Raw genomic sequence first — 25,548 nt, forward strand, 5'->3', positions numbered from 1 at the left:
AGATCGTCATGACCGCCGACTCCCTGACCAACAACGCCGACCAGCCCGCGATGGTCGAGGGCTACGGCCCCGTCCCCGCCACCTGGGCACGCGAGAAACTCACCGACGCCGAAGTCTTCGTCCGCCGTCTCCTCACCGACCCCGCCGGCAAGCTCATCACGATGGAGTCAAAGGCCCGCAAGGCACCCGACGGGCTCGCCGAGTTCATCACCACCCGCGACGTTGGCATCTGCCGCACCAACGGCTGCGACGCACCCATTCGCAACATCGACCACATCATCCGCCACGCAGACGGCGGCGAAACCGCAGCCGACAACCTGCAAGGTTTGTGCGAGCGATGCAATCAGGCGAAGGAATCGCTCGGCTGGCAAACAAGGCCAGAACCCGACGGCAGTATCACCACCATCACGCCCACAGGTCACACCTACACCAGCCTGCCACCGGAATCCTGGCGGCCGGACCCACCGCCGATCTCGCCAGGAGAGATCCGCAACGTACTCATCGGTCATGCCCTCGCTGCGTGATCGGCGCTAGCGTGAGTCCATGACGGAGACCCAGATTGTCGAGCAGTTCCTGGCGGCGCTCGAGGCGGGGCAGATCGACGCTGCGCTGGAGTTGTGTGCTGAGGATGTCACCTACCAGAACGTGCCGCTCCCGCCGGCGCGTGGGCTGGGAGAGGTCGGGCACCAGCTGCGGCTGATGCAGAAGTACACGACCGGCTTCGAGGCGCGGCTGGTCAACATCGCGGCGAACGGACCTGTGGTGCTCACCGAGCGCATCGACGTGCTCAGTCGTGGCGCGGTCTCGGCCGAGTTCTGGGTGTGCGGGACGTTCGAGGTGCGCGAGGGGAAGATCGTGCTCTGGCGCGACTACTTCGACTGGACGACCTTCGTCGCGGCAGGGGTGAAGGGTGCGGGGCGGGCCGTGTTCGACATGGTGCGGAAGGTCGCCGGTCGTTGAGCCTTGTGCAGAGCGTACGAGAGGCGTCGTGCTGTGTTTCTGTGACGGCGGTCACAAGATGCCTTTACTCTCAGGATCATGCCCCGTGCGTCAGCCGCTCTCCTCGCCCTGCTCCTGACCGCTTCGGCCCTGGTCGCCTCGACCGGGCCGGCGCTCGCTGATCCCGAACCGCCCGGTGACCAGCCGTTGCCGGGCTACACGATCAGCAACCCACCGGTGACGCCGCTCGAGATCGACGGGCAGCCGACGACGGTGCGTCAGGGCGTTCACGAGCACGCGGCGTACGTCCTGGAGGTGCCGGCGAACTGGAACGGCGAGCTGGTGATGTGGGCCCACGGCTACCGCGGGCTCAGCTACACGCTGACTCCGGAGACGCCCGGCTTCGGGCTGCGGCGTACGTTCCTGGAACAGGGGTACGCCTGGGCAGCATCGAGCTACAGCACCAACGGCTACGACGTGGGTGCCGGGGTGCGCTCGACGCGCGACCTGGCCGAGCACGCCGCCACGCTGCTGCCTCACCGGGCGACCCGCACCTACGTGACGGGGGTGTCCATGGGCGGCCACGTGATCGGCCGGTCGCTGGAGGAGTATCCGGGCTACTACGACGGGGCGCTGCCGATGTGTGGGCAGCTGGGCGATGTGGAGCTCTTCGACTTCTTCGTCGACTACAACCTCGGTGCGCAGGCGCTCGCGGGCCACGACGCCTACCCCTACACCGCGGACTACCAGAGCCTCGACGTCCCGATCATCAAGGAGCGCCTGGGGCTCGACGGCACGCTGACACCCGAGGGCGAGCAGCTGCGGGCGATGACCGTCGAGCGCACCGGCGGTCCGCGGCCAGGTGTGGAGGGCGCCTTCGGCCAGTGGAAGGACTACCTGTTCACGCTGCCGTCGGTGGACGACGGCGGCACCCTGGGCTTCAACATCGCTCGGGTCGCCACCAACCGGCACACCCGCTACGCCCCGAACACACCCGTCGACCTGAACGCCGAGATCGAGCGGATCGACCCGATCGACCGTGCGGGCCGCAACAGCCACCGGCTCAACGCCCCGGCACGGATCGATGGGCGGCCGACGGCTCCGGTGGTGAGCCTGCACAACCTCGGCGACATGTTCGTGCCGTTCTCGCTCGAGCAGATCTACCTGCGCGAGGTGAAGCGCCACCACCGCGACGGCCTGGTGGTGCAGCGGGCGATCCGCTCGGCCGGGCACTGCGAGTTCAGCCCGACCGAGGCCGCGACCGCTTGGAACGACCTCGTCGACTGGGTCGAGCGCGGCGACCGTCCGGCCGGCGACGACGTGCTCGACCGGCAGGCCGTGGCTGCGCCCGACTACGGCTGCGCATACACCGATCCGGCCGCGTACGGCACCGGGTCGCGCGGCCTCTACGCCCGCTGCCCGTGAGAGCCTGGTGCCTTCGAGATCGATGGGAGTGATGTGGCGTTCTGGATCACGAGCCGGTCCCAGGAGTGGGTGGCGGCGGCCGAGGCCGACGACGGCCACTTCACCGACGCCGTCTGGGCCTCCGAGCTGCTGAAGGAGGACCTGCTGCGCTGGTCACGGTGGTGGCTCGGCCTCGCGGCCTTCGTCCTCGCGTTCGCCGCAGTCCCGTTCGCCGGCCTGCTCCCCATGATGCTGATCGTGGAGGCACCGAGCGGTGGTGGTGAGGTGCTCATGGTCCTCGCCGTCACCGCGATCGCGGTGCTCGTCCTCGCCGCCGCGGCGGTCGTGCTGTGGCTGCTCCACCGCTCCGGACGCCGACTGGCGCGCTCGCTGCGCTGGTGGCTGGCCGTACGTGCCGGCGGCAGCCCGGCCCAGGGTGTCGCCGGTTGGCTTGCGCCCCGCGCGGTTCTGTTCGAGGCGGAGGTCTTCGTCCGCGTGCTGACCGCGTCGCTCGCCGGCCTGGTCGGCATCTTCGGGCTCAGCCTGATCGGCTTCTCCATCGCCCAGAACCCGACGATGATCGTCGCCTCCGCGCTGTGGGGTGTGCTCGGCACGGCCTGCTGTATCGGGCAGACCGGAGGAGTGATGCGGCTCGTCGCCGGGCTCGGCGACGCGGACCCGGTCTGGAACCGGATGCGCTAGCCGCCCCTGACGACGGGTCAGCGGACCACGTCGTAGACGAGCTTGACGATGCCGTTGGCGTACGCCTCCGACTCGACGAGCGTGAGCCGCTGCTTCTCCTTGTCGGTGTCGCTCCACATCGTCTTCCCGGCGCCGAGCACGACGGGGAAGACCAGCAGGTGATAGCGGTCGATCAGCCCGGCGTCGGACATGTTGCGGGCGAGCTCGGCGCTGCCGGCGACCAGGATCGGGCCGCCGTCGCCCTGCTTGAGCTGCTCGACCTCGTCGAACGACCGCAGGATGGTCTGCGGACCCCAGTTGCCGACCAGGGCGTCCTCGCCGAGCGAGGTCGAGACGACGTACTTCGGGATCTCCTTGACCACCGCGAAGTCCTCGATGTCGGGCCAGATGGGCGCGAACGCCTCATAGCTGCGCCGTCCGAAGAGCAGCGCCCCGGCCTCTTCCATCTCGCGGCCCTTGATCGCGTAGGCCTCCGGGAGGAACTCGATGTCCTTGAACGTCCAGCCGCCGCTGCGGTGCTGCTCGCTGGGGGAGCCGCCGCCGGGGGAGTCGACGACACCGTCGAGGGAGACGAAGGCTGAGTAGATGAGGGTGCGCATGCGCTGATCCTCCCGCTGCGGAACCGGTCGGCGCCAGGGGTTTCAGAGCGCTACCGTGAGTCTCATGACGGCCCGACGACGTGCTCAGGAGTTCTGCGAGGCGTACGGCCTCTCGATGCCGATCCTGGAGGCGCCGATGGCGGGCGCCTGTCCGCCCGCGCTGGCGGCTGCGGTGGCGGACGCCGGCGGGATGGGCGCGTCCGGCGTGGTGCTCGACCCACCGGAGAAGATCACCGCCTGGGTCGCCGACTTCCGCGCCCGGTCGGCGGGGCCGTTCCAGCTGAATATCTGGATCCCCGACCCGGCGGTCGACGACCCCGCCAGGGTCTCGGCGGCGGAGGAGTTCTTGAGCAGGTTCGGTACGCCGGGCCCCGAGCAGCCTCCGGCGCCGTCGTTCGAGGATCAGTGCGAGGCGATGCTCGCCGCCCGGCCCCGGGCCGTCTCCTCGATCATGGGCCTCTTCCCGCCCGACTACGTCGACCGTCTGCACGAGGCCGGCATCGCCTGGTTCGCCTGCGCCACGACCCTGGCCGAGGCGCGCGCCGCCGAGGAGGCGGGTGCGGACGCGATCGTGGCGCAGGGGCTCGAGGCCGGCGGGCACCGAGGCGTCTTCCAGGCCGAGGCCGCGGAGCGCACCGCCGTGGGTCTCTTCGCGCTGCTGCCCCACATCGCCGACGGGGTGGACCTGCCGGTGATCGCCGCGGGCGGCATCGCCGACGGCCGCTCGGTCGCCGCGGCACTCACCCTCGGCGCGAGCGCGGTGCAGGTCGGCACCGCGTTGCTGCGGTCGCCGGAGACCGGGATCGCCGACGCCTGGGCGGCTTCTCTGGACGGGCTCGAACCGGAGGACACCGTCCCCACCCGTGCCTACTCCGGTCGCCTCGGCCGGGCGGCCCCGACGCCGTACGTGCGCTCCTGGGAGGGGCCGGAGACCCCGGACCCCGCGCCCTACCCGCACCAGCGCGCGCTGGTCGCCAAGTGGCGCAAGGGTGAACCCGGCCCGGCCGCCGAGGTGCCGCTGGACCGCGCCAACCACTGGGCGGGCCAGGCTGCCGCCCGCGCGGTCGCCGCGCCCGCCGCCGACATCGTCTCCCGGATGTGGGAGGAGGCCCGGGCGCTTCTCCCGGATCCCACGTGGAACGACGGTGTAGAACGGAAGGCATGAGCGAAACCTGGCCCCAGCGACTGCTCGCGGACGGCTTCGGCCGGACCGCGGAGAGCCTTCCCGCGATCGTCGACGGCCTCTCGGTCGACGACCTGCTGTGGAGGCCGTACGACGGAGCGAACTCGATCGCCTGGATCCTGTGGCACATCGCCCGGATGGAGGACGCCCAGATCGCGCCCCTGGCCGGCACCGACCAGGTGTGGGTGCGCGACGGCTGGGTCGACCGGTTCGAGCTGCCCTACTCGGCGTCCGCGATGGGCTACGGCCAGAGCGCGGAGGAGGTCGCGGCCTTCCGGCTCGAAGACCCCAAGCTGCTCACCGGCTACTACCAGGCCGTCCACGAGGCGACCATCGAGCTGGTCGACTCCCTGAGCGAGGACGACCTCGCCCGGGTCGTCGACGAGCACTGGGACCCGCCCGTCACCGCAGCGGTGAGACTGGTCAGCATCGTCGACGACGCCGCCCAGCACATCGGCCAGGCGGCGTACGTCAAGGGGCTGCTGCCGCTTCGCTGAGGCGAGCCCGGTCCAGGCCAGCCGGGCTCAGAGGACCGCGGCGATGGCCTCCTCGATCGAGGCCTCGCCCTGGACCAGCTCCCACTGCTTGCCGATGGTGGCGTCGTCGTCGATGACGGCGGCGACCACCGCGGCCACGTCGGCCCGCGGGATGTCGTCGCGATCGAGCTTCTCGGCCAGCTTGACCCGTCCCGTGCCGGGCTCGTCGGTCAGGCGGCCGGGGCGAAGGATCGTCCATTCGAGGTCGCTGTCGCGCAGCGCGATGTCGGCGTCGCGCTTGGCCTCCGTGTAGGCCCTCCAGACCTCGCCGGTGTCGGCGGGCAGCGGTTCGTCGACACTGATGGCCGAGATCTGCACGAAGCGCTTGATGCCGGCCTTCTTGGCCGCGGCGATCGACTTGGTCGAGCCCTCGAGGTCGACGGTGCGCTTGCGCTCGACGTTGCCGTCAGGGCCGCCACCGGCCGCGAAGACGACCGCGTCGCAACCGTCGAAGGCGGCGGCGAACTCGTCGGCGTCCTGGGACTCGATGTCGAGCAGGCCGAACTCGGCGCCGAGGCCCTCCAGCTCGGCTCTGTAGGCCTCGTTGCGCACGAGCGCGAGCGGGGTGTGACCCGCGGCGGCGAGGATCGGATGGAGCTGCAGGGCGACCTTGCCGTGGCCGCCGACGATGGCGATACGCATGCTTCCACGATAGGCACACCGCACCACTGACAATTGTCACCGCCGGGTCCGGACAATCAGATCTGACGTACGAACGCCTCCGAACGGGAGTCTGGAGACACCACTCACGGTGGGTGGTGGAGACGGAGGAATCCGATGACAACGATGACGAGCGACGTCGAGATCAGCACCCGGGTCGGGTGGCCTCGGATCGTCGGAGTGGCGGCCGCCTCGGCCATGGCGGCGACGGCCGTGTGGCTCCTGTGGGACGCGGTCGGCGGAGTGGAGATGGCCGTGAGGTCGGGCACCGGCAGCCAGCAGATCGGGATCGGGTCGGTGATCGTCAGCAGCCTGGTGATCGCGATGCTCGGCGGCGCCCTCCTGCGGTGGTGGCAGAGCAGGTCCGAGAGGGCGACGCGGCGGTGGACGTTGCTCGCGGTCGGGATCGCGGTGGTCTCCCTGATCACCCCGACCAGCGCGCTGAGCCTGGCCGCCGGGCTGGCGCTGGTGAGCCTCCACCTCGTCGTGGCAGTTGTGGTCATCGCCGGCCTGCGCCGACGGTAAGGTGACGAGCGTGTCTGGCCTGGAGTGTCACCTCCGGCGCCACAGCGTGGTGCTGATCTGGTTGCCGGTGCTGCTGCTCTTCCCGCTGCTCAATCTTTCCGGCGGTCCGTTGCAGGAGGCCGGTCAGGCGGCGCTGGTCCTGGTGATCGGCGCGTCGGCGGTGGCCGCCGTCCTGGCCAGCGGCCTCGACGGTCCTGCGCGGCGGCCCCCGCCGCTGGTGCTCGGCCTCCTGCTCGCGCTCGTGGTCCTCGTCGCGCTGGCCGCGCTGCAGGGCGAGGGCTGGCAGACCGTCTGGGGGCTCCTGGCGATCGTCGCCCCGGCAGCCCTGCGCGGCTGGCGACTCGCGCTGCTCATCGCGGTGGCCACCATCGGGGCCGCGGTCTCGATCGCGATCATCGACGGCATCGGCGACACCTACGTGCTCAGCGCCGGTGGCGTGCTCCTCAGCGGGATCACGACGACGTCGTTCCTGCGCTTGCTGGAGGTCATCGAGAAGCTCCGCCGCACCCGTGAGGAGCTGGCCCGGACCGCGGTGGCCGAGGAGCGCGCCCGGATGTCGCGCGACCTCCACGACCTTCTCGGCCACACGCTGAGCGTGATGGTCGTCAAGGCCGAGGCCGTACGCCGCCTCGCGGCTCGTGACCCCGAGGCCGCTGCCGCGCACGCCGCCGACATCGAGGAGGTCGGGCGCGCAGCCCTGGCCGACGTCCGGGTCGCCGTCGACCAGATGAAGACGCTCTCCCTGGCCGAGGAGCTCGACGGCGCCCGCCGGGCGCTCGACGCTGCCGGGATCCGTACGTCGGTGATCGCCGCGCCGCCGGAGATGTCCGACGTCGCGGGCCAGGCCCTGGCCTGGGTCGTGCGTGAAGGGACGACCAACGTGCTGCGCCACTCCGGCGCGGCGAGCTGTCGCTTCGAGCTCGTCGAGGACGATGGTGAGCTCCGGCTCGCCGTGGTCGACGACGGGGTCGGTGGCCCGGTGGACCCCGACGAGCGGGCGGGCGGGCTCGAGGGACTGCGGCAGCGGTTGCGTGCCGTCGACGGTCGCCTCGACGTACTCCCTGGGGCGGACGGGTTCCGGCTCGAGGCGAGGGTGCCGGTCTCGTGATCCGTCTGCTGCTGGCCGAGGACCAGGCGATGATGCGCGGTGCGCTGGCGGTGCTGCTCGGGCTCGAGGAGGATCTCGAGGTCGTCGCCCAGGTCGGCACCGGCACCGAGATCGTCCCGACCGCGCTCGAGGTGCGCCCCGACGTGGCGCTGCTCGACATCGAGCTGCCCGGAATCAGCGGCCTCGAGGCCGCGCGGGAGCTGAGCGCGCAGCTCCCGGAGTGCCGGGTGCTGATCCTGACGACGTTCTCGCGCCCCGGCTACGTGCGTGAGGCGATGGCCGCCGGCGCGCTCGGTTTCCTGGCCAAGGACGGCCCGGTCGAGGACTTGGCCGACGCGATCCGCCGGGTGCTGCGCGGCGAGACGGTCCTCGACCCCGGCCTGGCCGCGGCGACGCTGCGCGCCGCGCCCAACCCGCTGACCAGCCGCGAGCGGGACGTGCTCGCGGCCTCCGAGGACGGCTCCAGCATCGCCGACATCGCCCAGCGGCTCTTCCTCTCGCCGAGCACCGTGCGCAACTATCTCTCCGCCGCGATCGGCAAGACCGGCACCCGCAACAAGACCGAGGCGGCGCTCACCGCTCGGCGCAACGGCTGGCTCGCCTGACGCGGCAACGCGGCCGGCCGATCAGGCCGGCTGCAGCGACCCCAGCGCGTGAACGAGCGGAGCGAGCTCGGGGATCTCTGCGGCCTCGTCCAGCGCCGTACGCAGGACCTCGTCGTGCAGCGGCCGGGCCTTCTTCAGCAGCTCCCGGCCGGCCGGGGTGAGCTCGGTGTAGATCCCGCGCCGGTCGTCGTCGCACAGGATCCGGGTGAGGAGGTTGCGCTTCTCCAGGCGGGTGACCAGGCGTGTGGTGGCCGAGGACGAGAGCGCGGCCGCACGTGCCAGCTGCTGCATGCGCATGTGCCACCCGTCCTGGCGGCTGAGCGCGTCGAGCACCGTGAACTCGACGACCGACAGCCCGTGCTCGCGCTGCAGCGCCTTCTCGAGCGCGGTCTCGATCAGGCCGTGCACCGCGGCCAGCGTGCGCCATCCCTGAGCGCGGATCTCGACGGCGTCGTCTGCGATTCCCATGGGTCCTCCTTCGTGGACGTCTCCAGCATACCTGATTTGCGCGGATAGTGCGCGTGTGCAACTATCAATACGAAGCGTGTGCAACTAATGCACACGCGGACTATCGACAGACGCAACCCGTCCATGTTCAGGAGTCATCCATGCCCGTCGCACTGCTAGCCCTCGCGATCGGAGGGTTCGGCATCGGCCTCACCGAGTTCGTCATCATGGGCCTGCTGCCCGAGGTCTCCACCGACTTCGGGGTCAGCGAGACCACCGCCGGCTACCTCATCTCCGGTTACGCCCTCAGCGTCGCGATCGGCGCCGTCGGCCTCACCCTCCTGCTCACCCGGGTGCCCCGCAAGGCCGCCCTGCTCGGCCTGATGGTGCTGTTCATCCTCGGCAACCTGATCTCCGCGGTCTCGCCCGACTACGCCACGATGATGGTCGGCCGGATCGTCGCCGCGCTGTGCCACGGCGCCTTCTTCGGCATCGGCTCCGTCGTCGCTGCTCAGCTGGTCGCCCCGCACCGCAAGGCCAGCGCGATCGCCTTCATGTTCGGCGGCCTCACCCTGGCCAACGTCCTCGGCGTGCCGCTCGGCACCCTGCTCGGCCAGGCCGCCGGCTGGCGCTCGACCTTCTGGGCGATCACCGTCATCGGCATCATCGCCTTCGTCGGCATCGCGCTCCTCGTCCCGGCCCACACGGGCCGCAGCGAGGAGACCACTCCGGCCGTACGCTCCGAGCTGGCCGCCTTCAGGTCCCCGCAGGTGTGGCTCTCGATCGCCATCACCGTGCTCGGCTACGGCGGCATGTTCGGTGGCTTCACCTACATCGCCTTCACGCTCACCGAGGTCAGTGGCTTCTCGGCCGGAGCGGTGCCGCTGCTGCTCGTCCTCTTCGGTGTCGGCCTCTTCTTCGGCAACATCTTCGGCGGCCGCGCGGCCGACCGCGACCTGGTGCGCACCCTCGGCGTGCTCCTGGTCGCGCTCACCGTCGTCCTCGCCGTCTTCGCCCTGGTCGCCACCAGCCAGGTGCTGACCGTCGTCGCGCTCGTCCTGATGGGCGCGGTCGGCTTCGGCACCGTGCCCGCGCTGCAGATGCGCGTGATGGGCTACGCCGACCGGGCTCCCACCCTCGCCTCGGGCGCCAACATCGCCGCCTTCAACGTCGGCAACGCGCTCGGCGCCTGGATCGGCGGCCTCGCCCTCGCCGCCGGGCTCGGCTACACCTCGCCGCTGTGGGCCGGCGCCGCGGTCACCGCCGTCGGTGTCCTGGTCCTGCTGGTCGCCGTCCGTGCGCCCGGGGGAGAGCGGCGTACGTCCGTGCCTGTCCCTGCCTGACCTCCTGGTCAGGTGTTATCGATCGGTGACCGGCCCAGACGTGGTCTCCGTCCCGGTTCGGGGCATGCTTGGCTCATGCGACTGACGGAGCACGAGCTCACCGTGGCCCTGACCGGGACGGCGAAGACGGTCCTCGCCTCGGGCCGGAAGTTCCGCAAGGGCGGCGGTGACATCGACAAGGTGTGGGACGAGACCGACCGGTTCCAGCGGTTCAAGATCCTGGACAGCATCGGCACCCAGATCTTCCCGGTGCTCACCGACCTCCCCGACGTCGATGTCCCGGTCGGCGGCCGGCCGAGCTTCTCCGAGGACGAGATCCGCGAGTCCGTCGAGCGCAACATCGGCGACGACGTCGGCAAGCTGCGCCGAGCGGTCACCGTCAAGGCGCGCGTCGCGCTCGTCCAGGCCGCCCTCGCCCACCTGCCTCCCCGGGCCGAGGGCGACCTGCGTCTGGACGGCTGAGCGCGCCGCCGGTCGATCAGGCTGCGTGCCGTTCGCGTCGTACGCGGCCGAAGGCGAGCGCCGCGAGAGCGAGTGCGCCGACCAGCAGTCCGAAGTCGCGGAGGGCCACGTCGTAGTAGGCGCCCATCGAGACCAGGTTGACGATGATCCCGGCCAGCCAGGCGGCGACCAGCAGTGCGCCGTACCGTGGAGTGATCGCGACGACGATGCCGGCCACGATCTCGATGACGCCGACCGCCAGCATCGCCTGGTGTGCGGTGCCGGGCACGATGTCGTCGATCCAGGGCGCGAGGTAGCGGTCCCACTCGGTCAGCACCTCGGCGAACTTGTCGAGCCCGAAAGCGATCGGGGCGATGACGAAGACCGTGCGGAGCAGGAAGAACGCACGGTCGCTGCCGGTGGTCGCGGGGGCCTTCACGGAGGTCTGTGTGGTGTCGGTGGTCATGAGCGTGTCCCTTTCGAAAGGTGAGTGGCGGCGTCCTTGGGCCGGTGCCGTCACTGCGTGGGTGTCGTCGACCCGCTCGGGCCTTACCGCCGCTGACGAGGTCGGTAAGAACCCCGTGCCGGGGTGACACCAACCAGTCATGAAGGTGCACCAGCGAGACCACGACGCGCTGCGTACGCGGCAGAGCCACGAGGAGGCGGCGGCGTGGCGACGCCGGAGCCTCCTCGAGGCCGGCTTCCCGGCCGACCTGGCTGCCGGGCTGGCCGAGGACGTACGTCTCGATCTGCATGCCGTGCTGCAGCTGGTCGACCGCGGCTGTCCGCCGGCGCTGGCGATCCGGATCGTGGAGCCTGTCGGGGTGAGATCATGAGTCTCGTGCAGGGTGGCATGGCTGAGATCGGCACCCCTTCGGACGAGCCCTGGGTGCGCGACCTGACCGACCCCGGGCCGCCGGGGCACCTCGCCCAGCGCAGCCTCCACGACCTGCTGCTGCGGGCCACCCGCCACCAGGTGTGGCGGCTGCGCAGCCAGCTGCCGGGTGCCGGTCCGGCTGACCTCGAGGACCTGGCCCAGGAGGCTGCAGACGACGCGTTGGTGGCGGTGCTCGGCAGGCTGGCCACCTTCGAGAGCCGGAGTCGGTTCAGCACCTGGGTCTACAAGTTCGGCGTCCTGCATGCCGGGGTCGCAGTCCGACGGCAGGCGTGGCGCCATCGTGAGGTCACGCTGTCGGACACGTTCGACGTCACCGACGACAGTCCCGCGCCCGAGGGCCTGGTGCAGGCCGGTGACCTCTCGCGCGCGGTTCACGCTGCGATCGACAGCGTGCTGACACCCCATCAGCGGCGGGTCACGCTGGCGCTGCTGGTGGACCAGGTGCCGATCGACGTGCTCGCCGAACGTCTCAACACCAACCGAAACGCGCTGTACAAGACCCTCCACGACGCTCGCGCCCGGCTGCGGGCGTCGTTGCAGGCCACCGGCCATCTCGATGAGTCGTCACCGCGGAGCGCGCCATGAACCACCGACACCGTCCGCTGTCCGCCGCCGCTGTCGACGGGCTGCTGCTCGACACCAGCCCCTACCTCTCCTGCGACGACTGCTTCGATCGGCTCGACACCTACGTCGAGCAGATCCTGGCGGACCCGTCCCGCGTGGATGTCGCGATGCAGGTGCACCTGAAGGGGTGTGGAGCCTGCGCCGAGGAGGCCGAGGCGCTGCTGGATCTGCTCACGTCGTGAGCCGCCGTCTGCTCAGGGGCGGGCGGTCGAGTTGGCCGCAACGTTGTCGCTGAGGTGCTCCAGCGAATCCTTGAGGGTGCTGAACTCCTCGGACTGCAGCGCCATCACGTCGGCGATGGTGTCGGGCACCCCGGCCGCGCGGGTGCGGAGCTCACGGCCGGCGTCGGTCAGCTGCAGCCGGATGCTGCGCTGGTCCTCGGGGCGCTTCTCGCGGGTGACCAGCCCGGCAGCCTCCAGGCGCTTCACCAGCGGGGTGACGGTGCCGTAGTCGAGACCGAGCTGCTCACCGAGCTCGCCGGTGGTGATCGGGGCGCGCTCCCACAGCACCAGCATCGCGACGTACTGGGAGTAGGTGAGCCCCAGGGAGTCGAGGATCGGTCGGTAGGCCGCGGTCACGAGCCGCTGCGCGGTGTAGAGCGAGAAGCACAGCTGCTCGCTCAGCTCGAGGCTGTGGCGAGGTTCCGTCATGTCTCCAGCCTACAACCTTGCGCGCAATCTTTTTTTCCGAGAAACCTTGCGCGCAAGGTAAGTCCGGCGTAGATTCCTTGTGCGCAAGGTAATTCGCCTTCGACTCACCTCTAGGAGAACGACATGTCCAAGCCAGTGCTGGAGCAGGCCGCCGCAGACTTCGCTGCCGCCACCGCCAACCCGCCCTACCTCTTCGACCTCGGCCCGGTCGAGGGTCGCAAAGCAGTCGACCAGGTGCAGTCCGGTGACGGAGTCGCCAGGCCGGAGATCGATGAGGAATGGGTGACCGTCGAGGGCGGCCCGACCGGCGAGGTGAAGGTCCGGATCGTCCGGCCCGCCGGCGTCTCCGGTGACCTGCCCGTTCTGATCTACATCCACGGTGCCGGCTGGGTGTTCGGCAACGCCGCTACGCACGACCGGCTGGTCCGCGAGCTCGCCGTCGGGGCGGGCGCGGCCGTCGTCTTCCCGGAGTACGTCCTCTCGCCCGAGGCGAGGTACCCGGTCGCGATCGAGCAGAACTTCGCAGCGGCCGGGTGGGTCGTCGCGCACGGCGCCGAGAAGGGCCTCGACGCCTCACGCATCGCGGTCGCGGGCGACTCCGTGGGCGGCAACATGGCCGCGGCGCTCACCCTGATGGCCAAGGAGCGTGGCGGGATCGACCTGCGGCAGCAGGTGCTCTTCTACCCGGTCACCGACGCCGCCTTCGAGACCGAGTCCTACCACCAGTTCGCCGAGGGCTACTTCCTGCGCCGGGACGGCATGCAGTGGTTCTGGGACCAGTACACGACCGACGCGGCCGAGCGTGCCCAGATCACCGCGTCCCCGCTCCGGGCGACCACCGAGCAACTCGCCGACCTGCCGCCTGCTCTGGTGATCACGGCGGAGGCCGACGTGCTGCGGGACGAGGGGGAGGCGTACGCCGCGAAGCTACGCGACGCGGGGGTGCCGACCACTCAGGTGCGCATCGGTGGGGTCATCCACGACTTCGTGATGCTGGACGCGCTGCGGGAGACCGAGGGCGCGAAGGCTGCGATGACGCTGGCGATCGAGACCCTGAAGGCCGCGCTCGCCTGACCGCTCGCGCGGCGTCCGTACGCACCATCGCGATGCCGAGGACGAGCGCGCCGGGCACGATCACGAGCGGTGGCACCGGATCGGTGAACCCGCCGGCGACCAGCCCGGCCGTGCTCAGGGCGCCCAGCACCAGGCAGACCACCGTCGTCGTGCGTCCTGCGCGAGGTGCGATGCCGGGCGTTGCACGCGGCCTCGGCCATCAGCGCCACCGCGACGAGCGCGAGCAGCGACAGCGCCGTCACCACCGGCAGCGTGAGCGGACCGAAGTCCTCGACGAGGACCGGTAGATCGTCCGGGTCGGCGAAGAGACCGAGGCCAAGTGGCGCTATCGCACCTGGTGGCACCTCGCCACGACGCCCGGGCCGAGTCCCGCCTGAGGCGGGCGGTCTGTCGGCTCAGTCGCGCAAGAGGGCGGCGATGGCCTGGCCCACCTTGGCCGGGTCGGCCCGCTCGCCGGTGATCATGTCGGTGTAGAGAAACGTCTCCACGACCCGTACCAGGAGATACGCCATGTCCGGCGGGTCCATGGGCAACGTCGCCGCGTCCAGGTGTTCTTCGAGCAACTCTTGCATCGCGGTCGTCATCCGGCCTTGCAGGGAGCCGGCGCGAGTTGTGAGCACCCGTAGGGCGCGCTCCGGCTCGCGTTGCAGAAACGTCGCGAAGTAGTCGGTGGCCAGCAATGTCGCGGTGAAGCTCTCCAGTGCGCCTGCCAACTTCGCGCCGCCCTTCCCTGAGGCTGTTGCCACTGCGTCACGCAGTGTCGGCTCGGCGAGCGACCACAGCACCTCGGTCAGCAACTCGTCCCGACCGCCGACCCAGCGGAACAGTGTCGCCCTGCTCACCCCGATTTCGGTGGCAAGGTCCTGCATCTCGATGCGCCGACCCGCCTGGAACCAGTGGCGCGCGGTCTTGAAGGCGGTCAGCGGCTCGGGCCGGCCCTTCGGGCTGGAGAGCTGCCGGGCCAGCGGCGTCTGGCTGATGAGGGCCTCCTCGTACTGATCTGCGGCAGATCGATCACCCGTCGCATCGATGAATCAGCCTAACAGTGCGTCTCGACTCTCGGAAGGAAAGTGCGACGTATTGAGATCATGACTCGGACTGAGACGAAACCAAGAAGCGTTGCATTTGTGATTCGATCGGAGTAGACAGTGCAGTCAAGCGAGTGCGGTCGCGCTCGCATCTCGGACGGCGATGAGGTGTCACGCCCCTCGCCCTCAAGACAGGAGAAGCATGGTGAGTGGGAAAAGAGGGTCATCGCTGATCGCGTCGATCGCATCCGTCCTGGCCGTGATGCTAAGCGCGCCGGTGATGTCGAGCAGCCCCGCCGCGGCAGCCGAAGGTGGGGCGAAGCCGGCGGTCGGTCGAGACTTCGCCCCGGTCGACCAGCCCGGTCCTCGGCTCTCGGTGCCGGCGCGGGCCTTGGCGAAGAGTCTGATCTGCTCCGGGGACGTCGAGAAGTCCCGTCGCAACGTCGTGCTCCTCGTGCACGGCACCACGATGACGCCGGGCGAGAACTTCGAGTGGAACTGGGGCCGGGCGCTGACGCAGCTCGACCGCGCGTACTGCATGGTGGCGATGCCCAACCGGGCGATGAGCGATGCCCAGGTCTCGGCTGAGTACGTCGTGCACGCGATCCGACACATCCATCAGATGAGCGGCCGCCAGGTCGATGTCCTCGGGCACAGTCAGGGCGGTCTGGTGCCACGCTTCGCTCTGCGGTTCTGGCCCGACATCCGGGCCATGGTCGACGACTACGTCGGTTTCGGGGCGACCAACCATGGCTCGTACATGGTCAACGCCCTGTGCCCGCCGGTGGTCGGCTGCTCGCCGTCGCTGTGGCAGCAGACGGCTGACTCCGCCTTCACGCGAGCGACCAACTCGCGACAGGAGACCTTCGCAGGCATCTCCTACACCAACGTCTACACCCGCACCGACGAGTTCGTACGTCCCGCGCTCGACGACACGGGCACCAGTTCGCTGCACACCGGCGACGGCCGGATCACCAACGTGGCGATCCAGGACGTCTGCCCGCTCGACGTCGCTTCCGAGCACATCGCGGTCGGCTCCTACGACCCGGTGGGTTACGCGCTGGCGATGGACGCCCTCGAGCACGACGGTCCCGCGGATCCGGACAGGATCGCGCGGTCGGTCTGCACCGAGCTGTTCATGCCCGGTGTCGAGTCGCTGCAGTTCGCCACCGAGTACGTGAACTCGATGACCGCCATCGCCAAGGAGCTCGTGCTGCACGACCGCGTCCCGAGGGAGCCCGATCTCAAGGCGTACGTCTACGCCCGCTGAGCACGGTCCGTCACGTCCAGGGGTTGTCCCAGCGTCCGTCGGCCTGGGCGGCCTCGACCTCGGCGAGGCCACCCGGGCGCATCCGGCTTTCGGCGGTGAGGCGCTCGACCTTGGAGATGTTGAGGCGGGACCACTTCGAGCCGGGGCGCCGGCGGGTGTAGCGCTGCAGGTAGGTCTGCGCGTCGCCCCGCCGGCGTACGGCCGAGATCCAGCCGAAGCAGAGGCCGACGTCGACGAGCTCGTCGGAGGTCAGCGACGCGGGTGCGACGCCCTTCTTGGTCAGGCGCAGCCAGACCGCGCGGGTGTCCGGGTCTGCGGCCTCGAAGAACGCCTCGACCTCGGACACGGATGGCCGGTCCAGGAGGGGCTCGTCGTCGATCGTCTCCACCGCGCCAATCTATCGATCCCGCGCGGACGGTTGGCGTCATCGCGGTGATCGGCGAGGATGGCTGCGTGACCGACGAGCGCCCCGTCAAGACCTGGCTGACCGACATGGACGGAGTCCTGGTGCGGGAGGAGGAGCCGATCCCGGGCGCGGCCGAGTTCCTGGCGAAGCTCGCCGAGGCGTCGGTGCCGTTCATGGTGCTGACCAACAACTCGATCTACACCCCGCGCGACCTGCGGGTACGGCTGCTCCGCTCCGGGCTGGACGTTCCGGAGGAGTCGATCTGGACCTCGGCGCTGGCCACCGCGCAGTTTCTCGCCGACCAGCGGCCGGGCGGCTCTGCGTACGTCGTCGGGGAGGCGGGGCTGACGACGGCGCTGCACGAGATCGGCTACGTGATGACCGAGAACGATCCCGACTACGTGGTGCTGGGGGAGACCCGCACCTACTCGTTCGAAGCGATCACCCGAGCGATCCGGCTGATCGAGGGTGGCGCGCGGTTCATCGCGACCAACCCGGACCCGAGCGGGCCGAGTCCGCAGGGCAAGCTGCCGGCGACCGGCTCGGTCGCGGCTCTGATCAGTGCGGCGACCAACCGCAAGCCCTACTTCGTCGGCAAGCCCAACCCGCTGATGATGCGCAGCGCGCTCAACCGGCTCGAGGCCCACTCCGAGACGACGGTGATGATCGGCGACCGGATGGACACCGACATCATCAGCGGCCTCGAGGCGGGCATGCGCACGATCCTGGTCGAGACCGGGTCGACCCGGCGCGAGCAGGTCGAGACCTTCCCGTTCCGGCCGACGCGCGTGGTCGCCTCGGTTGCCGACATCCTGCCGCTGCTCGAGGGGCAGTAGCCCTGGCCTAGCCCTGGCCGGAGCGGGTCAGCGCGGCAGCAGACGGTCCGCCAGGTCGTTCGCGACCGAGCGCAGCATGTCGAGGTCCATGCCCGTGCGGCCCATGTAGAGCACGCCCTGCTGGGCGGCCAGCAGCGAGCGCGCGAACTCCTTCGCGTCCTGATCGGCAGGGAGGTCGCCCTCCTGCTGGGCCTTGGCGACGCAGGCGGTGATCAGCTCGGTCATGGTCTCGTACGCCTGCCGTGCCTCGGCGCGTACGTCGGCGTGCTGGGTCGCGAGCTCGCAGGTCGAGTTCGCCAGGAAGCAACCGCGTTCGGCGCCCGGGTTGACCGGCGACAGGAGCACCTTCCGGAGCGCGTCGACGGCACGCGGCTCGCTCTCCAGGGTCGCCCGCAGGCCCTCGTTCCCCTCGGTGACGTAGGTGCGCAGCGTACGCAGGAACAGGCTGTGCTTGTCGCCGTACGCCGCATACAGGCTGCCCTTGCCGAGGCCGCTGATGCGCATCAGGTCCTGCAGCGAGGTCGCCGAGTAGCCGGCGTCCCAGAACCGGTCCCGCAGCTCGTGCAGCACCCGGTCCTCGTCGAAGCTCCGTGGTCGCGCCATGGCCCTGAGTCTAGTTGTTGTTGACCGATTGGTCCAGAAATGTCATTGTGGACCGAACAGTCAACAACGAATGCAGGAGTGGAGCATGTCAGCACTGAAGAACAAGGTCGCACTCGTCACCGGTGGATCCCGAGGCCTCGGGGCGGCCACCGCGCGAGCCCTCGCAGCCGACGGCGCCGACGTCGCGATCAGCTATGTGGCGTCGAAGGAGAAGGCGGCAGCCGTGGTCGAGGAGCTCACCGCGCTGGGCGTCCGAGCGGCCGCTTTCCGTAACGACCAGGCCGACCCGGTCGCGGCCGCGGAGCTCATCGCCGAGGTCACCGCACACTTCGGCGGCCTCGACATCCTGGTCAACAACGCGGCGGTCGGCACGAACCCGGGGCTCCCGGTGGACTCCGCGGAGGCCGACGTGGCCGAGTGGGACCGCATGCACGCGACCAACTACCTGGGCGTCATCGCGATCACCCGGGCGGCCTCGAAGGTCCTGCGCGACGGCGGCCGCATCATCACCGTGAGCTCGGGTCTGGGCGCCCGCACGGGCCTTCCCGGCTCGGCCGACTACGCGGCGACCAAGGCGGGGATCACCGCCTACACCCGCGGGGTCGCCCGTGACCTGGCGCCGCGCGGGATCACCGCCAACGTGGTCCAGGCGGGGCTGATGGCCACCGACATGAAACCGTCCGCGGAGGTGCTGGAGGCGCTGACGTCGACGCTGGCGATCAAGCGCCAGGGCCTGCCGTCCGAGCAGGCCGAGGGGATCCGCTTCCTCGCCACCCCGGCGGCGTCCTACATCACCGGTGCGGTCCTCGACACCAACGGCGGCTACCTGGCCTGATCCGGGCCGACGGGAATAGGTCGACCTCGAGCGCGCGCTGGTGCAGTTGTGAACCAGGACGGTCAGCCGTGGGAGATGACGCTCGCCTTCAAGCAGGAGCTGCCTCCCGGCTCCGCCGGTGAGGAGGTACGCAGCGCCACCTGGCTCCTCGTCGAGGACGGCACCGTGGTGCTGAGCGCGGCCGGCCAGTCGCACCTGCTCCGCACGGGCGACGCCGTCCTGGTCGGCGCGCAGGTCAGGCACCGGGTGGCGACCCACGAGGGCGCCTCGCTGATCCTCGCCGACCTGCGCGCGGTCGCGGTGGCGTACCCGTTGGCGAACCCGCTGGTGGTCCGCGACTTCGTCGGTCGCCACGGAGGGGTGGCCGAGCTGCTCCGGCGGTGCCCGCTGGCCGGCCCGTGCCGGCCCTCGGCGCTGTTCGCCTCGGGCTACGCCTCGCTGCTCGGGGCGGCGATGACCGCTTCCTGGCTCGAGGACACCGGGCGTGGGATCTCCGGCCCCGCGCCCGTCCTCGACCCCGCGGTCGCGCAGGTCCTCGCTGCCCTGGTGGCCGATCCCGGCCGCGCCTGGACCGTCGAGGCGATGGCGGAGTCGGTGCACCTGTCGCGGTCGGCGCTGGGCGAGCGCTTCCGGCGCAACCTCGGGCAGAGCCCGCGCGAGGCGCTGCGCGACGTACGCATGCGCGCGGCGCGCCACCTGCTGACCGGGAGCGACCGGCCGGTCGAGCAGGTGGCGTACGCCGTCGGCTACGGCTCGGGCGCGGCGTTCAGCCGCGCCTTCAGCGCCGTCCACGGGAGCGCCCCGCAGGCGTGGCGCGACAGTGCGATCGCGTCAGTCGCGCGGCAGGCGGATCGCGGCGAAGCCCGCCGCGGCGACGACCGCGGCACCCGCTCCGATCACGAGCACGTGGCCGATGCCGTACTGGTCCAGCACCGCGCCTCCTAGCGCTGCTCCGATGGTGATCGCGACCTGGAACGCGGTGACCTGAAGGGCCAGGGCCGACTCGGTGCGCTCGGGCTCGGCGCGGGTGACCCACAGCTGGGTGCCGACCGGAATCATGTTCATCCCGATGCCCCACACGACCATCGCCAGCGCCATCACCGGCGTGCTCCCGGCCAGCAGGGTGGTCACCAGGCCGGCCGCGAGGAGGAGCGGCGCGACCGTGACGACCGCGCGCAGCCGGTGTGCGAACCGGCCGGCGGCGAGGTTGCCGACGAGGCCGCCGAAACCCCACAGCGCCAGCATCCACATGCCGCTCCCGGGCGAGGTCTCGGCGATCGCGATCCGGATGAACGGGTACGCCACGAAGTTGCCGAGCACCACCACGACGACCAGCGCCACCCCGGCCACCAGCCTCGGGTTGCGCAGCGCCCGGCGCATCATGGCCAGCCCCGCGCCGGGGTGGGCCGGCACCGGCGGCAGCGCGCGGGAGAGCGCGGCGGCGGAGACGAGGCTCAGCACGGTCGCGACCGCGAAGCCCCAGCGCCACCCGGGCCCGTCGGCAAGCAGCGAGCCGAGCGGCAGGCCGACGATCGTGGCCACCGTGACACCGAGGGCGATCGAGGTCGAGATGACGTGGTCGCGGCCCGGCGAGGCGTACGTCCCGACGGCGAAGGCGAAGGACCAGTAGCCGGCGAGCGCCGCGCCGAGGACCAGGCGGCCGAAGAGGAGGACGAGGAACCCGGGGGCCACCGCGACCGCGAGGTTGGCGACGGCCGAGGTGACCAGCAGGGCGACGAGCAGCGTACGGCGGTCCATCCGGGGGAAGATCATGGCGATGCTCGGTGCGGTGGCGGCCCCGGCGATCGCGGTCGCCGCCACGGCGAGGCCCGCCGTGCCTTCGGTGATCCCGAGGTCGTGGGCCATCAGTGGCAGCACCCCTGCCGGCAGGAACTCGCTGGTCACCAGGATCGCGATGCCGGCGGCGAGCGCCACCACGGGCCCCGGCCGACCCGGGGGAGCGTCTGTCTGGGCGATGTCTGACGTAGTCGTTGTCACTCTTCGATGGTGATCGCGATCCAGGTGGTCGGATTGATCGGCTGTCGCCCTCGTTTGACCGGATGGCCATTTATCGCCGCTATGCGGACCAAAGTCCCGGGTCGGGGACGCGAGCGGTAGTAGGTTGACCGCCATGCCCGTTCCTCCTGTGGTCAGACAGGAACAGCTCATCGATGAGATCGCCCTCCACCTCGCCGACGAGGTCGACGGCGAGTGGTCGACGTTGATCTTCAACCACCGCAACCTGTCGATGTTCTTCACCGGACGCATCGACGTGCACCGCCCCGACGGCAGCCTCGGCCTCGTACGCCCGCCCGACAGCGTCCTGACGCTGACCGACGAGCTGCGCCAGGTGATGTACGAGCCCGGCCGCGGCGCCTGGTTCTCCGCCCGCTGGACCATCGCGAGCGGCGAGGAGTCGAGGAACACCACCAGCATCGCGTTCAACTACGACGACGAGCCCGTCTGGCGCTGGCCGGCGCACCCAGGTCTGTACGCCCTCGATCTCGAGGCATATCCGCGCGACGACGCGAGCGTCCCCGACTGGCTGCGGGAGAAAGTCAACGGAGCGCGGCGCACCTTGTGACACGGACCTGACCTCTTCGGCGATCAGGCGAAACACACGCTCCTCACGATGGAGTGTCGAGTTCCCCCACCGCCAGGAGCGTGCCATGACCGCTGCCGATGAAGTCGTCCACGACGGAGCCGTCGCTGCGAGGGCCGGCTACCACCCTCGGCTCTCCAACGAAGATCTGGACCCGCTCCGCGAGCAGAAGTGGGGCTGGTACAACATCTTCGCCTTCTGGATGTCGGACGTGCACAGCGTCGGTGGTTACGTCACCGCCGGCGCGCTGTTCGCGCTCGGTCTGACCGGCTGGCAGGTCTTCGTCTGCCTGATCGCCGGGATCCTCCTGGTGCAGCTGTTCTGCAACCTGGTCGCCAAGCCGAGCCAGCAGACCGGCACGCCCTATCCGGTGGTCTCACGGGCCTCCTTCGGCGTGCTCGGCGCGAACATTCCGGCGATCATCCGCGGCGCGATCGCGATCGCCTGGTACGGCGTGCAGACCTTCCTCGCCGCCGGCTCGCTCACGATCGTGATCCTCAAGCTCATCCCGTCGCTGGGGGCGTACGCGACTGCCTCCCACTCGTTCCTCGGCCTCTCCTACCTCGGCTACGTGAGCTTCGCGATCCTCTGGGTCGCCCAGGCGCTGGTCTTCTGGCGGGGGATGGAGTCGATCCGCAGGTTCATCGACTTCTGCGGGCCGGCCGTCTACGTGGCGATGCTGGCGCTGTGCGTCTACATGCTCTACCGGGCCGACTGGCACATCTCGTTCTCGCTCTCCGACAGGGAGCTCACCGTCGGTCAGCAGGTGGCGGCGATGCTCGGCGCGATCGCGCTCGTCGTCTCGTACTTCTCCGGCCCGATGCTGAACTTCGGCGACTTCGCCCGCTACGGGAAGTCCTACCGGGCTGTGAAGACAGGCAACTTCTGGGGTCTTCCGGTGAATTTCGTGCTCTTCTCACTACTCACCGTGCTCACCGCCTCGGCGACCGTGCCGGTCTTCGGTGAGCTGATCACCGACCCGGTGGCCACGATCGAGCGGATCGACACCTACACCGCCGTGCTGCTCGGCGGCCTCACCTTCGTCGTCGCGACGGTCGGGATCAACATCGTCGCCAACTTCATCTCCCCGGCCTTCGACTTCTCCAACGTCGCTCCGCAGAAGATCTCCTGGCGGATGGGCGGGATGATCGCCGCGGGCGGCTCGGTGCTGCTGACGCCGTGGAACTGGTACGCCAACGACGAGGCGATCTTCTGGACCCTCGGCCTCCTCGGAGCCCTGATCGGTCCGCTGTTCGGCATCCTCATCGCCGACTTCTACCTGGTCAGGCAGCAGAAGATCGACGTCGACGACCTCTACTCCCTCTCCGAGAGCGGGGCCTACCACTACGTCAGTGGCACCAACCCGGTCGCAGTCCTCGCGCTCGTCGTCGCCGCGGTCTTCTCGTTCGCCTCGGTGCTCGTGCCGAAGCTCGGCGGGGTGCTGACCTGGCTCCCGGAATACTCCTGGTTCATCGGCTGCGGCGTCGGGTTCGTGGCCTACTACGTCTTCGCCTACGCCGCGGACGTCGCCGGCGTCGCTTCGCGCCACGCCGCGCCGGAGGAGGCGGCGGGGTCGGTCGGCTGATGCGGATCCTGGTGGTCAACCCGAACACCACGGCGTCGATGACCGCACTGATCGGCGAGTGCGCGCGAGCGAGCGTCGGCCCGGGCGTGACCGTCGACGCCGTGGACCCGGGAGCGGGCCCGGTGTCGCTGGAGTCGCACTACGACGAGGCGATCGCGGTGCCGCACCTGCTCCGGGTGCTCAAGGATCGGGATGGCTACGACGGGTTCGTCATCGCCTGCTTCGGCGACCCGGGGCTGCACGCTGCCCGGGAGATCGTCGCCGGACCGGTCGTCGGGATAGCGGAGGCGGCGATGCGCACGGCCGGCTACCTGTGCCGGCGGTTCTCGGTGGTCACCACGCTGTCCCGCGTCGTGCCGCACACCTGGTCGATCGCCCGCGACTACGGGGTCGCCGACCTGGTCGGCGGCATCCACGCCTGCGAGGTCCCGGTCGTCGAGCTGGAGACCGACCCGGTGGCGTACGCGAGGATCCTGGACGTCTGCCGCCGAGCCCTGGTCTCGGACCGGTCCGAGGCGATCGTCCTCGGTTGCGCGGGTATGGCCGACCTCTGCGCCCGGCTCTCCGTCGACCTGGGAGTGCCCGTCATCGACGGCGTCGCGGCGGCAACCGCGGAGGTGGAGAAGCTCGTCCGTCTCGGGCTGAGCACCAGCAGGCTGGGCGAGTACGCCGCGCCGCCGGTGAAGGAGATCATGGCGTAGCGGTCTCGGTGTCCGGGCCGAGCGCGCGGAGCGCGGCTGCGGTCGCGTCGTCGGCGGGGAAGAAGGTCTCGATCGCGATCTCGTCCAGGGTGACGTCGCGAGCGGCGCCGAAGACCGTCAGCGCGTAGTGGAACGACAGCTCGCCATCGTCGGTGGCGATCCGCATGGGCACCACGAGGTCGTTGGCGGTCGTGTCCACGGTGTCGTCTGTGCCGGCCGGCGCCGGGTAGGACTCGATCTCCGCCAGCAGGTCGGCCAGCCCCTCGGCCGCGGTGCGCTCGAGCTGGCGGCGGACCCTGCGTACGGCGTGGTCCCGCCACTGCGTGAAGTTGCGGATCCGGGGCGCGAGGCCGTCGGGGTGCAGCGTCGCGCGGAGGACGTTGACCGGCGGTGTGAGCAGCTCCGGTGCGATGTCGCCGAGGAAGAGCTGCATCGACCGGTTGGCCGCCAGCAGCTCCCAGCGGACGTTGACGGCGAGCGCCGGATTGGGCTCGTGACCGGAGAGCACGGTCTCCACGGCGCTGCGGGCGACGCCCAGGTCGGGCAGCGGACGTTCTCGGTACGCCGGGGCGAACCCTGCCGCCAGGTGGAGGGCGTTGCGCTCCCGCAGCGGTACGTCGAGCTCGTCGCAGAGCCGTTCGATCATCTCGCGGCTCGGCCTTGCGCGTCCGGTCTCGATGAAGCTGAGGTGGCGGGCGGAGAGGTGGGCGGCGATCGACACGTCCAGCTGCGAGCGGCGTCGCCGCTCGCGCCAGCGCCGCACCAGCTCACCCACGGGCACCTCCGCAGTCATCGTCATGCCGCTCAGGTTGCCGCTCCCGGGTGTGTGCCACAACTACCTGGCAGGTAATCGACAGGCCGCATCGGCCGGTCGCAGATTGGTGGAGCCGGCCTGACCGGGCAGGCGGTCCGACAGGAGAGAGGGAGAAGCCATGAGCAAGACCATCGATGCGTACGTGAAGTTCTGGAACACCGAGGCCGGAGACCCGCAGCGCCGGGCCGGCGCCGAGGTCTTCACGCCGGACGTCCGCTACATCGCACCGAGCGGCGTCCGCGTCGGCGTCGATGCGCTCGTCGAGTTCACTGAAACCTTCGTGGCGGGGGTCGGCGCGTACGAGTTCTGTGCTCGCGCCGAGCCGGAGGTCCACCACGACCGGGCACGGCTGGCGTGGGAGCTGCGGGTCGGCGGATCCTCTTTCGCAGAGGGCACCGACGTGCTCGTCACCGACGACGCCGGCCGGATCAGCACGATCACCACCTTCGTCGACCGCGCCCCGGAGGGCGGAGCCGTGGCTGATGGAGGTGCGGCATGAACCTGATCGAGATCCGCTGTCCCGCCGGCGCGCTGGACGACTCGGATCGAGCCTGGCTCGCCGCAGAGATCACCGCCGGCCTGGTCGGCGACGGGATGACCGAGGAGGTGCCGGCGGAGACGTTGAGCCGGGCACGCGCGATGACCCATGTCGGCTTCTTGGCGCTGGACGGCTGGACCACCGGCGACGGTCCGTGGCCGCGCGATGTCGGTGTCGCGCCGCCGATGTGGATCACCATGACGGTGCCGGAGCAGTGGCGCGAGGAGATGTCCAGGTATGTGATCGGCTGGTTCCGCCGCGCTGTGCACGGACTCGACGCCCGGAAGGGCTGGAAGCGGTCCGGGGGCGACTTGTGGATCAATCTGGTCGGCGTCGTCGACGGCAGCATCGGGCTCGACGGCAGGCCGAGCACGGCCGACGACGTCGTCGCGACGATGACCGCCGAGTTCCGTGCCAAGGCTGATGCCGGCGACGTCGATCTGCCCGACGGCGTCGTCATCGACCCGATGTGCGGGATGAAGGTGCGGCTCGGCAAGGGCGCGATCACCCTCGAGCACGACGGCGTCACGCTCGGGTTCTGCGCGATGGCCTGCCGCGACGCGTACGTCAGGCTCGCGTGACAGGCTGAAGG

The 25,548-nt window shown here is 70.3% G+C and carries 35 protein-coding genes; 25 read left to right on the forward strand and 10 right to left on the reverse strand.

From position 1 onward, the window contains the following. From IEY81_RS07810 to IEY81_RS07825, 4 genes are all read left to right on the forward strand, one after another. The coding region (locus tag IEY81_RS07810; protein WP_189117914.1) for an HNH endonuclease at positions 1–524 on the forward strand (524 nt) is incomplete at its 5' end. Positions 525–543: 19 nt separating this feature from the next. Beyond that, entirely contained in the window at positions 544–960 is a 417-nt protein-coding gene (locus IEY81_RS07815; protein ID WP_189117915.1) for a limonene-1,2-epoxide hydrolase family protein, read from the forward strand. 78 nt (positions 961–1,038) lie between these two features. Beyond that, complete coding sequence (locus tag IEY81_RS07820) at positions 1,039–2,364, forward strand: alpha/beta hydrolase family protein (RefSeq protein ID WP_189117916.1); 1,326 nt, start codon at positions 1,039–1,041, stop codon at positions 2,362–2,364. Between the two features lie 33 nt (positions 2,365–2,397). Then, positions 2,398–3,045, forward strand: coding sequence for a hypothetical protein (locus IEY81_RS07825; RefSeq protein WP_189117917.1), 648 nt, complete (start codon positions 2,398–2,400; stop codon positions 3,043–3,045). Between the two features lie 17 nt (positions 3,046–3,062). On the opposite strand, the gene IEY81_RS07830 is transcribed toward IEY81_RS07825, so the two are convergent. Beyond that, a complete protein-coding gene (locus IEY81_RS07830; RefSeq protein WP_189117918.1) occupies positions 3,063–3,644 on the reverse strand; it encodes a dihydrofolate reductase family protein in 582 nt (193 codons plus the stop codon). 64 nt (positions 3,645–3,708) lie between these two features. On the opposite strand from IEY81_RS07830, the gene IEY81_RS07835 reads away from it, so the two are divergent. Next, positions 3,709–4,809 (forward strand): NAD(P)H-dependent flavin oxidoreductase, encoded by a 1,101-nt coding sequence (locus IEY81_RS07835; protein WP_189117919.1) that lies wholly within the window; start codon positions 3,709–3,711, stop codon positions 4,807–4,809. After that, the gene (locus IEY81_RS07840) at positions 4,806–5,324 is read left to right on the forward strand and encodes a mycothiol transferase (RefSeq protein WP_189117920.1); all 519 of its coding nucleotides are present in this window, start codon (positions 4,806–4,808) and stop codon (positions 5,322–5,324) included. The genes IEY81_RS07835 and IEY81_RS07840 overlap by 4 nt, the downstream gene beginning before the upstream one ends. Before the next feature lie 27 nt (positions 5,325–5,351). Here the strand turns inward: IEY81_RS07840 and IEY81_RS07845 are convergent, their stop codons facing one another. Further along, positions 5,352–6,005 (reverse strand): SDR family oxidoreductase, encoded by a 654-nt coding sequence (locus IEY81_RS07845; RefSeq protein WP_189117921.1) that lies wholly within the window; start codon positions 6,003–6,005, stop codon positions 5,352–5,354. Positions 6,006–6,140: 135 nt separating this feature from the next. Between IEY81_RS07845 and IEY81_RS07850 the strand changes: the two genes are divergently transcribed. From IEY81_RS07850 to IEY81_RS07860, 3 genes are read left to right on the forward strand one after another with little or no spacing between them, the layout of a single operon-like run. Continuing rightward, complete coding sequence (locus tag IEY81_RS07850) at positions 6,141–6,548, forward strand: DUF6069 family protein (protein ID WP_189117922.1); 408 nt, start codon at positions 6,141–6,143, stop codon at positions 6,546–6,548. A gap of 10 nt (positions 6,549–6,558) precedes the next feature. Next, a complete protein-coding gene (locus IEY81_RS07855; RefSeq protein WP_189117923.1) occupies positions 6,559–7,656 on the forward strand; it encodes a sensor histidine kinase in 1,098 nt (365 codons plus the stop codon). Continuing rightward, positions 7,653–8,261, forward strand: coding sequence for a response regulator transcription factor (locus tag IEY81_RS07860; RefSeq protein ID WP_189117924.1), 609 nt, complete (start codon positions 7,653–7,655; stop codon positions 8,259–8,261). The genes IEY81_RS07855 and IEY81_RS07860 overlap by 4 nt, the downstream gene beginning before the upstream one ends. A gap of 21 nt (positions 8,262–8,282) precedes the next feature. Here IEY81_RS07860 and IEY81_RS07865 read toward each other — a convergent pair whose 3' ends face one another. Next, positions 8,283–8,729: a MarR family winged helix-turn-helix transcriptional regulator gene (locus IEY81_RS07865; RefSeq protein ID WP_189117925.1), complete on the reverse strand. Its 447-nt coding sequence runs from the start codon at positions 8,727–8,729 to the stop codon at positions 8,283–8,285. A 140-nt stretch (positions 8,730–8,869) separates the two neighbouring features. Here IEY81_RS07865 and IEY81_RS07870 point away from each other — a divergent pair, with 140 nt between their 5' ends. Further along, positions 8,870–10,051: an MFS transporter gene (locus tag IEY81_RS07870; RefSeq protein ID WP_373292223.1), complete on the forward strand. Its 1,182-nt coding sequence runs from the start codon at positions 8,870–8,872 to the stop codon at positions 10,049–10,051. 75 nt (positions 10,052–10,126) lie between these two features. Continuing rightward, entirely contained in the window at positions 10,127–10,513 is a 387-nt protein-coding gene (locus tag IEY81_RS07875) for a hypothetical protein (protein ID WP_189117927.1), read from the forward strand. Positions 10,514–10,529: 16 nt separating this feature from the next. On the opposite strand, the gene IEY81_RS07880 is transcribed toward IEY81_RS07875, so the two are convergent. After that, positions 10,530–10,958 carry a hypothetical protein gene (locus IEY81_RS07880; RefSeq protein WP_189117928.1) on the reverse strand — a complete coding sequence of 143 codons (429 nt, stop codon included), beginning with the start codon at positions 10,956–10,958 and terminating at the stop codon, positions 10,530–10,532. A 139-nt stretch (positions 10,959–11,097) separates the two neighbouring features. Between IEY81_RS07880 and IEY81_RS07885 the strand changes: the two genes are divergently transcribed. The 3 genes from IEY81_RS07885 to IEY81_RS07895 are packed head-to-tail and all read left to right on the forward strand — an operon-like array spanning position 11,098 to position 12,196. Next, positions 11,098–11,328, forward strand: coding sequence for a hypothetical protein (locus IEY81_RS07885; RefSeq protein WP_189117929.1), 231 nt, complete (start codon positions 11,098–11,100; stop codon positions 11,326–11,328). Continuing rightward, on the forward strand, positions 11,325–11,975 hold the full coding sequence (locus IEY81_RS07890; RefSeq protein ID WP_189117930.1) for an RNA polymerase sigma factor: 651 nt from the start codon (positions 11,325–11,327) through the stop codon (positions 11,973–11,975). Before IEY81_RS07885 ends, IEY81_RS07890 begins: the two co-directional genes overlap by 4 nt. Next, positions 11,972–12,196, forward strand: coding sequence for an anti-sigma factor (locus IEY81_RS07895; protein WP_189117931.1), 225 nt, complete (start codon positions 11,972–11,974; stop codon positions 12,194–12,196). The genes IEY81_RS07890 and IEY81_RS07895 overlap by 4 nt, the downstream gene beginning before the upstream one ends. A gap of 12 nt (positions 12,197–12,208) precedes the next feature. On the opposite strand, the gene IEY81_RS07900 is transcribed toward IEY81_RS07895, so the two are convergent. Continuing rightward, on the reverse strand, positions 12,209–12,664 hold the full coding sequence (locus tag IEY81_RS07900) for a MarR family winged helix-turn-helix transcriptional regulator (RefSeq protein WP_189117932.1): 456 nt from the start codon (positions 12,662–12,664) through the stop codon (positions 12,209–12,211). Between the two features lie 123 nt (positions 12,665–12,787). On the opposite strand from IEY81_RS07900, the gene IEY81_RS07905 reads away from it, so the two are divergent. After that, a complete protein-coding gene (locus IEY81_RS07905; RefSeq protein ID WP_189117933.1) occupies positions 12,788–13,738 on the forward strand; it encodes an alpha/beta hydrolase in 951 nt (316 codons plus the stop codon). 32 nt (positions 13,739–13,770) lie between these two features. Further along, on the forward strand, positions 13,771–14,025 hold the full coding sequence (locus IEY81_RS07910; RefSeq protein WP_189117934.1) for a hypothetical protein: 255 nt from the start codon (positions 13,771–13,773) through the stop codon (positions 14,023–14,025). A gap of 108 nt (positions 14,026–14,133) precedes the next feature. On the opposite strand, the gene IEY81_RS07915 is transcribed toward IEY81_RS07910, so the two are convergent. Next, on the reverse strand, positions 14,134–14,607 hold the full coding sequence (locus IEY81_RS07915; RefSeq protein WP_189117935.1) for a QsdR family transcriptional regulator: 474 nt from the start codon (positions 14,605–14,607) through the stop codon (positions 14,134–14,136). A gap of 439 nt (positions 14,608–15,046) precedes the next feature. Here IEY81_RS07915 and IEY81_RS07920 point away from each other — a divergent pair, with 439 nt between their 5' ends. Continuing rightward, on the forward strand, positions 15,047–16,036 hold the full coding sequence (locus IEY81_RS07920) for an esterase/lipase family protein (protein ID WP_189117936.1): 990 nt from the start codon (positions 15,047–15,049) through the stop codon (positions 16,034–16,036). A gap of 10 nt (positions 16,037–16,046) precedes the next feature. Here IEY81_RS07920 and IEY81_RS07925 read toward each other — a convergent pair whose 3' ends face one another. After that, complete coding sequence (locus IEY81_RS07925; protein ID WP_189117937.1) at positions 16,047–16,424, reverse strand: YdeI/OmpD-associated family protein; 378 nt, start codon at positions 16,422–16,424, stop codon at positions 16,047–16,049. Between the two features lie 104 nt (positions 16,425–16,528). Here IEY81_RS07925 and IEY81_RS07930 point away from each other — a divergent pair, with 104 nt between their 5' ends. Further along, entirely contained in the window at positions 16,529–17,278 is a 750-nt protein-coding gene (locus tag IEY81_RS07930) for an HAD-IIA family hydrolase (RefSeq protein WP_229787584.1), read from the forward strand. A gap of 27 nt (positions 17,279–17,305) precedes the next feature. Here IEY81_RS07930 and IEY81_RS07935 read toward each other — a convergent pair whose 3' ends face one another. Next, a complete protein-coding gene (locus IEY81_RS07935; protein ID WP_189117939.1) occupies positions 17,306–17,881 on the reverse strand; it encodes a TetR/AcrR family transcriptional regulator in 576 nt (191 codons plus the stop codon). An 85-nt stretch (positions 17,882–17,966) separates the two neighbouring features. On the opposite strand from IEY81_RS07935, the gene IEY81_RS07940 reads away from it, so the two are divergent. Further along, complete coding sequence (locus IEY81_RS07940; protein WP_189117940.1) at positions 17,967–18,716, forward strand: SDR family oxidoreductase; 750 nt, start codon at positions 17,967–17,969, stop codon at positions 18,714–18,716. Between the two features lie 48 nt (positions 18,717–18,764). Then, on the forward strand, positions 18,765–19,661 hold the full coding sequence (locus IEY81_RS07945; RefSeq protein WP_189117941.1) for an AraC family transcriptional regulator: 897 nt from the start codon (positions 18,765–18,767) through the stop codon (positions 19,659–19,661). Here the strand turns inward: IEY81_RS07945 and IEY81_RS07950 are convergent. Beyond that, entirely contained in the window at positions 19,548–20,714 is a 1,167-nt protein-coding gene (locus tag IEY81_RS07950; protein WP_229787522.1) for an MFS transporter, read from the reverse strand. The genes IEY81_RS07945 and IEY81_RS07950 overlap by 114 nt on opposite strands. Positions 20,715–20,847: 133 nt before the next feature. Between IEY81_RS07950 and IEY81_RS07955 the strand changes: the two genes are divergently transcribed. From IEY81_RS07955 to IEY81_RS07965, 3 genes are all read left to right on the forward strand, one after another. Continuing rightward, complete coding sequence (locus tag IEY81_RS07955) at positions 20,848–21,300, forward strand: agglutinin cell wall attachment protein (protein WP_189117943.1); 453 nt, start codon at positions 20,848–20,850, stop codon at positions 21,298–21,300. Positions 21,301–21,385: 85 nt separating this feature from the next. Further along, on the forward strand, positions 21,386–22,903 hold the full coding sequence (locus IEY81_RS07960; RefSeq protein WP_189117944.1) for an NCS1 family nucleobase:cation symporter-1: 1,518 nt from the start codon (positions 21,386–21,388) through the stop codon (positions 22,901–22,903). Next, positions 22,903–23,604 carry an aspartate/glutamate racemase family protein gene (locus tag IEY81_RS07965; RefSeq protein WP_189117945.1) on the forward strand — a complete coding sequence of 234 codons (702 nt, stop codon included), beginning with the start codon at positions 22,903–22,905 and terminating at the stop codon, positions 23,602–23,604. The genes IEY81_RS07960 and IEY81_RS07965 overlap by 1 nt, the downstream gene beginning before the upstream one ends. Here the strand turns inward: IEY81_RS07965 and IEY81_RS07970 are convergent. Then, the gene (locus IEY81_RS07970; RefSeq protein WP_189117946.1) at positions 23,594–24,403 is read right to left on the reverse strand and encodes a helix-turn-helix domain-containing protein; all 810 of its coding nucleotides are present in this window, start codon (positions 24,401–24,403) and stop codon (positions 23,594–23,596) included. The genes IEY81_RS07965 and IEY81_RS07970 overlap by 11 nt on opposite strands. Positions 24,404–24,536: 133 nt before the next feature. Between IEY81_RS07970 and IEY81_RS07975 the strand changes: the two genes are divergently transcribed. Further along, positions 24,537–24,917, forward strand: a complete 381-nt coding sequence (locus IEY81_RS07975; protein ID WP_189117947.1) for an isomerase — start codon at positions 24,537–24,539, stop codon at positions 24,915–24,917. Then, positions 24,914–25,537 (forward strand): hypothetical protein, encoded by a 624-nt coding sequence (locus IEY81_RS07980; RefSeq protein ID WP_189117948.1) that lies wholly within the window; start codon positions 24,914–24,916, stop codon positions 25,535–25,537. The genes IEY81_RS07975 and IEY81_RS07980 overlap by 4 nt, the downstream gene beginning before the upstream one ends. Positions 25,538–25,548: the final 11 nt, after the last annotated feature.

The organism is Nocardioides luteus (assembly GCF_014648595.1).
In the GTDB taxonomy this organism is placed as follows: Bacteria; Actinomycetota; Actinomycetes; order Propionibacteriales; family Nocardioidaceae; genus Nocardioides; species Nocardioides luteus.